Here is a 9,877-nt window from a genome sequence, read left to right as displayed (position 1 = left end):
TGGAACCACACCGATTCCATCCCGAACTCGGAGGTGAAACGCTGTTGCGGTGAAGATACTCGTCGGGTTGCCGACTGGGACAATAGCTCGGTGCCAGGTTATATTTTAAAGAAACTCTCCTCAAACTTAACACTGAGGGGAGTTTCTTTTATGGGGCTTAAGGGCGAGATTGTTGAATATAACGGAGAATTCCTTGCGCGATCGCAGCAGCCATTTGCGATTGATAATTAGGATTGGCGAGTCGTGCAGCATCTTCGACCCCTGTAACAAATCCAACTTCGATGAGGATTGAGGGCATAGAAGTATTACGCAGCACGTAAAATCTAGCTTGTTTTACGCCTCGATTTCTGGCGTTTGTTGTTTGAATAATACTGCTTTGAACGGTTTCTGCTAAACCGCGACCGCTGGATAAATAATAGGTTTCAACGCCGCTCACATTGGAGCGATTGACGGCATTGGCGTGAATACTGACAAATAAGCTGGCTCGATCGCTGTTTGCCATACGAGCGCGTTCTTCTAAGCTGACAAAATAATCGCTCGATCGCGTCATCAATACGCTTACTCCTTGCTGTTCCAGCAGACGTTGTACCTCCAGCGAAATTGGTAAGATAACATCTTTCTCCTGCAATCCATTAATACCAATCGCGCCCGGATCTTGCCCGCCGTGTCCGGGATCGATCGCGATAAGAATCCGTCCTCTAGGGAGTGTTGGAGGCCCAACTGTGGGTGGCTGTCCGGGACGTACCGGCGGCGAGGGGACTCGAGGCGACGGTATCGGAGAAACGCGAATCTCTCGTAAATCAACAGTTAATAACCGCTCGCTGCGTTGCGAGATATCACCAACCTCATAGCCTGCACGCGGTTCGACAAAAAGAACTACGGTACGCGAGTCAAGCTGTTGAACTCGCAATCGAGAAATATAACGTCCCGAAGCGGTTGGAGCGCTCGCACTACTGCCGAGGCGGGCGTTGCGAATCAAAATCTGTTGAACGCCCCCTGACAATCGCTGACTTTGAAAGCGTATGGCTCCGTTGCTCTTAATCAGTAATTGCAGGCCTGTAATGCCGACCTCAATGCTTTCAATCTCTATTAAATCGCGATCGCCGGAGTCGAACTCGGGTCTCTGAGCTAAATCTGGGTTGTCGGGAATCGAGCTTGGTTCTTGCGAGCGAGCGCTTTCAATACTTTCAATCTCTGTAAAGTCGCTAGCGCCAGAATTCAACTCAGAAATCTGAACTCTGATAAGAGCAGAACTTTCTGTTGCCTCAGAAATCAAGCGTTGTTTGTCAGGAAGAGCGCTTTCAGTTGCGTCTAAACTTGTGGGGTTCCGCTCTTCTCCAGCGTGTTCGGTTAATAATTCCTGTGCGTTGGCAGTCGGCGTTAGAAGCGATAAGCTCAACAAGCCGAGCAATCCCCAAAAAAGTTTCAAATTCCCTGCTCCTTATTGCGATTGAGTTTGATAACGGTAGTTTAGGAAAGTCACAAGTTAAAACAATTCATTAAAATATCATAGATAACACTGATTAACCAATTAGCACTCTTTGCTAACTACGGAGCGACGCTTTCCGGGCAGAGAACTTTAAAGACCACAATCCCCCCGTCACACGCACTGCTGCAAGGGCGGGGCTTCAAACTTAATTTATTGTAATGACGCAATTCTCCTCTACCCGCGATCTTACTGCCCATAAACCTGCTGTCGTTCGCTTGGAAGAAATTACGAAAGTTTACGGTAGCGGCGATACGGCAGTGAACGCCCTCGACGGCGTAAACTTAATTATCGAAAAAGGCGAGTATTGCGCGATCGTCGGTGCTTCGGGTTCGGGAAAGTCTACAGCAATGAATATCATCGGCTGTCTCGATCGCCCTAGTTCTGGACACTATTATCTTGATAACTACGATGTTTCTCAACTCCCAGAGTCGGAGTTGGCACGAATCCGCAACCGTAAAATTGGTTTTGTATTTCAGCAGTTCCACCTGCTTCCTCAATTGACTGCTGTCGAAAATGCGGTACTCCCAGCTATCTATGCGGGAATCCCCCCTCGAGAACGACGCGATCGCGCCGAACAAATGCTGATTCGCGTCGGCCTAAAAGACAGAATGAATAATAAACCCAATCAACTCTCCGGCGGACAGCAGCAGCGGGTTGCCATTGCTCGCGCTCTGGTCAACAGCCCCCTGATCCTTCTAGCCGACGAGCCTACGGGCGCGCTCGATTCTCGAACGACCGCAGAAGTTATCGAACTCTTCGGCGAACTAAATGCTTCCGGAATTACTGTTATCATGGTTACTCACGAACCCGAAGTAGCGCGGATGACAAAACGCATTGTCTGTTTTCGCGACGGTCGCATTACTCGCGAGCGCCTCGAACCGGATGAAATTCATCTCGCCTTATCCTTTTGAAGGTTTATTTGCTTTAAAGTCCCGCCTCCACCGTTAATCGTTGCTTCTAACCCATGAGAATTTGGCTGATTAGTTTCGGACTTTTATTCGGAGCCGTCGAGTTATACCAGTGGTTTGCTGCCCTCAACGTGCCGATGCCAATTTACATCGCCTGCGGGATTGCCCTCGCGATCGCATCAAATTCCAGCAAACCATCCGATACTATCTCAAATCCACAAAAAATGAACTTTGTCAACCCTCAAAATATTTCCGAGGTTGACGCTCGAGTCGCGAAATCGCTCCCACCCACCCAAATCTCCTTTAAAATCGAGCCGCCTACCTGGAAAAAGAAAACCGCGCCCTCCGATTAAAACTCGCTTCTCAACTGCCCATCTTTCGCTTCATCTCTTCAATTTCCTTATCCATTTCCCAGCGCTGAAATTGCGCGTCGAGGGGGTCTGCACCCGACTTAGAGCGTTGATAAGTTCCCGCTTGATTCCAACCTTGAGTATCCGAATCCAAACTTGCTTTAGCCGATGCAGTAGCCGCTTGCACGCGAGCGAGTTCGGCTCTCACTTCTTCCCGTCGGCGCTGGATTTGCCGCACTAAATCCTTGGATTGCTCGATGCGTTGCTTTATCCCTTGCATCTGACCCCAATGTTGATTGCCCTGGCGCAATAAAGCAGCCTCCCTTTCCCGCGCCGCATTTGCCAAATCCATACGACTTGACGCTTCCGCTTTACTCGCCCGACCGTGCCACAATTGAATATCCTGCGCGAGCGCCAGAATATCATCTTGTAACTGCTTCTCTTGGCGTTGTAAATCCAAAATCAAGCGTAAAGTCCCATCTTCCTGCTCGCGCAATTGCTCGTCTAACGCTTGCAGTTCTAAATGGGGATTATTTCGCAGAAACTCTTCAAGCCGCGCTTCCAAAAATTGACTCAAATCCTCAAAAATGCCCATTCGCTTCTTCAGTTATTCAATAATCTATTATCCGTAATCCGCGATTGGCAAACAATTATCTATCGCAGATACTGCCAGAAGCCCAATTTCAAGACTGCCTATTAAGAGATTGAAGACAAACTTTGGAGACATCCACTCCTCATCCCTTAAAACTTCTGACCGACATAAATTTCTCGAACTTCTCCATTGCGTCGCATAACGGCACTCTGGTTCCCTGCCGAATAAAGAGTCCAACCGCTATCGCCAATGGCTTCTCCTGCCCGAACTCGTTGGGCAACGCCATTAAGATTGAACAGTGCTGCCGAACTGCCGTCCGAACTCACGATTAAACCGACGAGGGAATACTTGCCGAGGGGAGGCTCGGGAGAAGGAGGAAGCGATGCGGTTGCGGAGGGAGCAACAGGAGCGACGCGCGGCGGTGAGGGAGGGAAAGAGGGTAGTGCAACGGTTGCAGCAGAACGGGGTGCTGCGGCAGCTTGGGGCGCAGGCGATACCGGTTTAGTGGCAGCTTGAGAAGAAGGTTGTGCCGTTTGGGAAGGGGATGTTGCAGGGCGAGCCGTTGGTTTGGATGGCGAGGCTGCCGCTTTCTGAGTCGATGCGGGAGGTTGTGCCGGTTGTGACTTAGCAGCGGGCGGCAAAGGTTCGAGAACGGATGACGGAAGCAGACTTCCAGCCGTTCCTGGAACATTAGGATAAAGCGGCATGGGAATATATTCAAGGCTTCTGGGAGCCGAGTTTGCAGCCGCCGTTCCGGGAGCAGGAGGCAACACCGAGGAGTTTGAAGAGTTAGGGGTTGGCAAACTAGCGACTTTGCTATCGATTAAATTCAGCGATCGCAGCATATAATTAGCGAACTGAGCGTCTGCCTCCGAAACGGGAACGACTTCCGCTTGAGGCGAAAGTGTCTCGACGCGCATGGCTCCAAACTTCGGCCAAGTGAGGGGCTTAACATTGATTTTTCCCTGACTGAATAACCAAGCGATCGCGCCCAATAAAGCAACGCAGGCGACTCCAAACAAAATCTTATCGAGGTGCTGCATCGAGCCGCGTCGTTTCGGACGAGCTACTGGCGCTGTAACCTCATAAGATTGAGGCACTTCACGAAACTCAGCCCGAGACTCGGGCAGGAGCGGTAGCACTTCAGCAGGCGACTCTTCCACCGGAGCATTATTTTCCAAAACCAACAAGGGCGCGAGTTCGGGCATTGTTAAGGCGGGGATTGGCGCGGATTCTACGGCGGCGGTTTCCCTCGGTAACTGCGTCCCTCCCTCAATCAGTCGCTCCAAATCGGCAAAAAGGTCGTCCATGAGCGAGTCTGCATCCTGCTCCACCGACCAAGGTTCAGTTGAATTCGCTCCTCCCACTAAGGCGGGCGTTCTGGATTCTGGGCTAGCAATCAATTCAGACATGGATAGGGTTCCGGTTTGAAACTAGGCGTGCGGCAAGGAAAAGAAACGGTTCTTGCGTCGCCTGCAATTAAACTTCGACGCAGGAGTTTCTCTGGCAATTTTACTCGAAAAGTTCGGATTATAGCTTCATCATTGTAAAACGCCCTCACAGTTTAAGAAGTATGAAGAATAAGGGGGACTTTTCTGGTATGGTTTGGCTGTAAAATCACCCGTTTGCTCTAACCTCTGTCGGGATTAGGAGCGTTAAGTTATGAGAATTGCCCTATTCACAGAAACCTTTTTACCCAAAGTCGATGGCATTGTCACGCGCTTGCGTCATACTGTCGAACATTTGCAGCGCAATGGCGATAAAGTTCTCGTTGTCTGTCCGGAGGGCGGACTCAAAGAATATAAAGGCGCGCAAATTCATGGGCTTTCTGCCTTTCCCCTACCGATGTATCCCGAGTTAAAAATGGCATTGCCGCGCCCAACACTGCGCAAAGTCCTCGAACGCTTTCAACCCGACCTCATCCATGTCGTCAATCCAGCCGTTCTCGGTTTGGGCGGCATTTACTACGCCAAAGTCATGGATATTCCTCTGGTCGCTTCTTATCATACCCATTTGCCTCAGTATCTTCACCACTATGGATTTGGTGCTTTCGAAGGTTTTTTGTGGGAATTACTGAAAGCAGTTCACAATCAGGCTCAACTTAATCTATGTACTTCTACGGCAATGGTAGAAGAATTATCGACTCATGGGATCGAGCGAACGGACTTGTGGCAGCGCGGTGTAGATACGGAATTATTTCAACCGCATCTAGCCTGCCCAAAAATGAGATTTCGTCTTTCTAAAGGCCATCCAGAACGCCCCCTTTTACTTTACGTCGGGCGCGTCTCCCCGGAAAAAGAGATCGAGCAAATTCGCCCCGTTCTCGAAGCGATTCCCGGCGCGAGACTGGCGATTGTGGGCGATGGACCGCATCGGAAAGCTTTAGAACAGCATTTTGCAGGTACACCCGTCAATTTTGTTGGGTATTTGCAGGGAATCGAACTCGCGACAGCCTTCGCCTCTGCCGATGCCTTTGTCTTCCCCTCTCGCACGGAAACCTTGGGACTGGTTCTGCTCGAGGCGATGGCAGCCGGTTGTCCGGTAGTGGCGGCACGCTCGGGCGGCATTCCCGATATTGTGACCAACGGCGTTAACGGCTATCTTTTCGAGCCGAACGATCCCCAGGGTGCGATCTCCGCTACGCAAAAACTCCTCGCTGCCGATACCGAACGAGAAAACCTGCGCGCTAATGCCCGTCAAGAAGCAGAGCGCTGGAGTTGGTCGGCAGCAACGCGGCAATTACAAGCCTATTACAAAAACGTTCTTACGGCTCAAAATTTGGCAACCGCTGCTTAATCGGAAAGCGAGTAGAGGAAGGTTAGGGCGCACTCCGCTTGGCTGTTCCCGTCCGGTACGGGGGGATGGGGAGAGCGAGACGCACGAGCTTCCTCTGCTTGACAACTCGCGTTCTAAAATTCGTAGTTTTTTTCGGTAATCTCACGGTTTAACTGCCCCAATACCAACAGATACACTTATAAATAGTTAACGTTAACCATCCGTGTTACCAAAACCGCATTCTTCTGCATTCTCGGGTCATCGCTTCCAATCCTTCGGACAAACGCTGGGGTTTCTTATGCAATAGGTTTGTTGTCTTCGGCAGCAGTCAGCCGCCCAAAAGGCAATTTCGCATCCTCCAGAATGCGTCTAGTCGTCAGTCGGTCAGCTTTACCAATATCCAATCTGAAATCGCTTTAGTCTTCCTACTGTCTCTGTAGTCTGAGCCTTGCTCGCTCCCAACCTGTTGAATCAACAGCGATCGCAGAACCCTCTCGATTATGACACTCTCCAACTCTGGTAGTATTCTCGCAACACTCACTCAGTTCAATCAACTCAATCGAACCAACGTCCTCGTCAATCGAGTTAAAGATCTCTCGATGGGCGAATTCGTTTGTTTGCTCGATTTTATTACGGCTGAGTTTCAACAGTTTCTGAGAGCGCTGGACATGATTAACAGCGAAACCTTAGAAGCCATGCTCGAGCAAGTGATGGAGGCTGTCACTTTAAAAATCGGTCAAATTCTGCAAGCCGAACGAACCAGCATTTATCTTGTAGACACGGATAAAGGGTTGCTATGGTCGAAAGTCACTCGCGGGCAGAACGGTGAAACCCGTGATGTGCGGATTCCGCTCAATGTCGGCATCATCGGGCGCGTTGCCGCTACGGGGAAAAGTGCCAATATTGCCGATGCTTATAAAGATCCGCGCTTCAACAAAGAAATCGACGAACGTTCTGGCTACCGCACCAAAACTTTGTTGTGTATGCCCATCTCGAGTAGTAGCGATCGCATTGTTGCTGTCGTCCAACTCCTCAACAAAGCTGGAGAGGTTCCTTTCGATGCAGAAGACGAACAGCGCTTCCACGATTTTACCTCCTCGATGGGTATTATCCTAGAAACCTGCCAATCTTTCTACATGGCAGCCCGCAACCAACGCGGGGCTGCCGCCCTCCTCAAAGCCACCTCCAGCCTCGGACAAAGTTTAGACCTCGAAGCCACGCTCAAATCGGTGATGGAACAAGCGCGCCGCTTGATGAAAGCCGATCGCAGTACCCTATTCTTATTAAGTAAAGAAAAAAAAGAACTCTGGACGAAAGTCGCCAAAGCCGATGGCAAGACGATGCTGGAAATTCGCATTTCTGCCAATCGCGGTATTGCCGGTTACGTCGCCTCCACGGGCAAAACCCTTAATATCCCCGATGCTTACGAAGATCCGCGCTTCGATCCCAGTACCGACAAACGCACGGGCTATCGTACCCGCAGCATTCTCTGTATGCCGGTTTTCAACTCGGCGGGCGAGTTAATCGGAGTGACGCAACTCATTAATAAAGAACAAGGAAGCTTCAGCGCTTCTGACGAAGAGTTCATGCAGGCGTTCAACATTCAAGCAGGGATAGCCCTCGAAAACGCCAAACTCTTTGAAGCCGTCCTCACTGAAAAACAGTACCAAAAAGACATCCTCGCTAGCCTTTCCGATGCTGTTATTTCCACGGATCTCGAAGGAAAAATTGTCACCATCAACGACGCAGCCTTAGAACTGCTCGGACTCCCTAAAGACCAACTGCACAACAACCAACTGCGGCAGTTGTGGGAATGCAAATTGGTCGAGCGCTACGTTTGGGAAGTCGTTCCCGTTGACCGCCTGCAATGGCGCTTAAAAGATAGTTTTACCACAGGAGCCAAACATTACGTTCCCGAGCAAACCCTCAAAATTGGCTTGCTGGAGAATACAGAGCTTCCCGAACGTCCCATCACTAAAGCCCGCCGTCGAAACGGAAAAACGTCCGGAGCCGAACCGTCCATCGCTCCGGTTCGCTATATGCTCGCCATTCCCGAACGGAAAAACGCCGATATTTATTGGCTTTGGGGAGAAAGTCCCCTCGATGCTCGGGCTTCTACTGCCCTCCAACGCAGTCAAGTCAAAGAAATCGATCGCAGCCTCAATTTAACCGTCAATCCGCTAACCAATCCCGAAGGGCGCGTTCAAGGCGGTTTAGTCGTTCTCGAAGATATCAGCAACGAAAAGCGGATGAAATCAACCCTCTACCGCTACATGACTCCCGGCGTTGCCGAACAGGTGATGGCTTTAGGGGATGATAGTTTGATGGTCGGCGAACGTAAGGATGTGACGATTTTGTTTTCCGATATTCGGGGCTACACGACGCTGACGGAAAATTTGGAAGCGACGGAAGTAGTGGACTTGCTCAACCGCTATTTTGAAACAATGGTGGAGGCCGTGTTTAACTATCAAGGTACGCTCGATAAGTTTATTGGCGATGCTTTGATGGCTGTATTTGGCGCGCCTTTACCGTTGGAAAATCATGCGTGGATGGCAGTCCAATCGGCTCTGGATATGCGCCAGCGTTTGGCAGAGTTCAATCGGATTGGACGCGCAGTTAATAAGCCCGATATTCGCTTTGGGATTGGGATTAGTTCGGGGGATGTGGTATCGGGGAATATTGGCTCGAAAAAACGGATGGACTATACCGTTATTGGCGATAGCGTTAATTTAAGTTCCCGTTTGGAGAGTTTAACGAAGGAGTACGGTTGCGATATTATTCTCAGTGAATTTACTTATGAAATGTGCGGGGGGAGCAAGCACCTTTGGGTGAGAGAACTCGATAAAATTCGCGTTAAAGGGAGAATGCAGCCCGTCAGTATTTACGAACTGCTGGATTTGCGTCCAAACGCGATCGCTTCAGATTTAGAACGCTTTTTAGACTTGTATCGCAGCGGGCGCGAGGCTTACATTCAACGCAACTTTCAGAAAGCCTTAAAGTTCTTCTGGGATGCTCAAAATTTGCAGCCCAGCGATCGCGCGACGCTATTCCACCTGCAACGCGCGCAACAATACTTAAACATCCCTCCCCCGGAAAACTGGGATGGCGTTCATACGATGACGGCAAAATAAGTTATTAATTCCGAAATTTCACTTAGATCGGCTGAAGAGACAGGGAATCGATCCGAATTTCAAATTACGGACCGATCCCTAACTCTTTTTTACTTTGTTTGAGTTGCTTCCAAAGGTCTTTAATCTGTTGGTAAGCTTCTTCGGTGGAAATCTTGCCAGCCGTTTCCAAATTGCACAAAACATTTACGCGCTGGGCAAATTCCTGTAGATTAGCATTAAAAACCACGTTACCCGGCGTGAAATCGCCTCGATAGGGAACGTGAGGATAAAGAAAACTATCTTTGTCAGCGCGAGCGCGATCGTTGGAATTCACCATTCCGTCCTCCCTGTGTGCTAGATTGTGCGAATGCGTTAGCGCAGTGACCCACCTACATTTATAAATATTCCCTAACGCCTTTTTAAATTGTACCTTCAGAAACTTTTTTGGGCAGACGCTCGACCGCTAGTCGTTTGGCGATTCCCAAAGGCGGCGGATAACCGAAGATAAAGGTTTATCGTTTTTGAGATCGTACTGCGATTACAAACGCCCTAACAAAATTGCTGCAATTGCACGGAGAAAGTCCCCAAAAAGCTGTATATTCGTTGGCATAGCTGTTCGGTGTGAAGGCGAGTTAGACCGCACTCGTAATGCA

General features: G+C 49.8%; 8 protein-coding genes. 4 read left to right on the top strand and 4 right to left on the bottom strand.

What is annotated here, in order from left to right; all coding sequences use genetic code 11:
- Nucleotides 1-157: 157 nt before the first annotated feature.
- A complete protein-coding gene (locus tag H6G50_RS06930) occupies nucleotides 158-1,429 on the bottom strand; it encodes an N-acetylmuramoyl-L-alanine amidase (RefSeq protein WP_190714584.1) in 1,272 nt (423 codons plus the stop codon).
- A gap of 218 nt (nucleotides 1,430-1,647) precedes the next feature.
- On the opposite strand from H6G50_RS06930, the gene H6G50_RS06925 reads away from it, so the two are divergent.
- Both H6G50_RS06925 and H6G50_RS06920 read left to right on the top strand, forming a co-directional pair.
- Nucleotides 1,648-2,400, top strand: a complete 753-nt coding sequence (locus H6G50_RS06925) for an ABC transporter ATP-binding protein (RefSeq protein WP_190714583.1) — start codon at nucleotides 1,648-1,650, stop codon at nucleotides 2,398-2,400.
- Nucleotides 2,401-2,453: 53 nt separating this feature from the next.
- On the top strand, nucleotides 2,454-2,750 hold the full coding sequence (locus tag H6G50_RS06920; RefSeq protein ID WP_190714581.1) for a hypothetical protein: 297 nt from the start codon (nucleotides 2,454-2,456) through the stop codon (nucleotides 2,748-2,750).
- 10 nt (nucleotides 2,751-2,760) lie between these two features.
- Here the strand turns inward: H6G50_RS06920 and H6G50_RS06915 are convergent, their stop codons facing one another.
- Both H6G50_RS06915 and H6G50_RS06910 read right to left on the bottom strand, forming a co-directional pair.
- Nucleotides 2,761-3,342: a TIGR04376 family protein gene (locus H6G50_RS06915; protein ID WP_190714579.1), complete on the bottom strand. Its 582-nt coding sequence runs from the start codon at nucleotides 3,340-3,342 to the stop codon at nucleotides 2,761-2,763.
- A 146-nt stretch (nucleotides 3,343-3,488) separates the two neighbouring features.
- Nucleotides 3,489-4,751 (bottom strand): hypothetical protein, encoded by a 1,263-nt coding sequence (locus H6G50_RS06910; RefSeq protein ID WP_190714578.1) that lies wholly within the window; start codon nucleotides 4,749-4,751, stop codon nucleotides 3,489-3,491.
- Between the two features lie 250 nt (nucleotides 4,752-5,001).
- Here H6G50_RS06910 and H6G50_RS06905 point away from each other — a divergent pair, with 250 nt between their 5' ends.
- A complete protein-coding gene (locus H6G50_RS06905) occupies nucleotides 5,002-6,135 on the top strand; it encodes a glycosyltransferase family 1 protein (protein ID WP_190714576.1) in 1,134 nt (377 codons plus the stop codon).
- A gap of 479 nt (nucleotides 6,136-6,614) precedes the next feature.
- Complete coding sequence (locus H6G50_RS06900) at nucleotides 6,615-9,245, top strand: GAF domain-containing protein (RefSeq protein WP_190714574.1); 2,631 nt, start codon at nucleotides 6,615-6,617, stop codon at nucleotides 9,243-9,245.
- 64 nt (nucleotides 9,246-9,309) lie between these two features.
- On the opposite strand, the gene H6G50_RS06895 is transcribed toward H6G50_RS06900, so the two are convergent.
- Nucleotides 9,310-9,561, bottom strand: a complete 252-nt coding sequence (locus H6G50_RS06895) for a hypothetical protein (protein WP_190714572.1) — start codon at nucleotides 9,559-9,561, stop codon at nucleotides 9,310-9,312.
- Nucleotides 9,562-9,877 lie beyond the last annotated feature (316 nt).

Source organism: Oscillatoria sp. FACHB-1406 (genome assembly GCF_014698145.1).
Lineage (GTDB): Bacteria > Cyanobacteriota > Cyanobacteriia > Cyanobacteriales > Spirulinaceae > FACHB-1406.
Note: the sequence above shows the minus strand (reverse complement) of the source record. Positions and strands in the feature narration are given on the sequence as shown.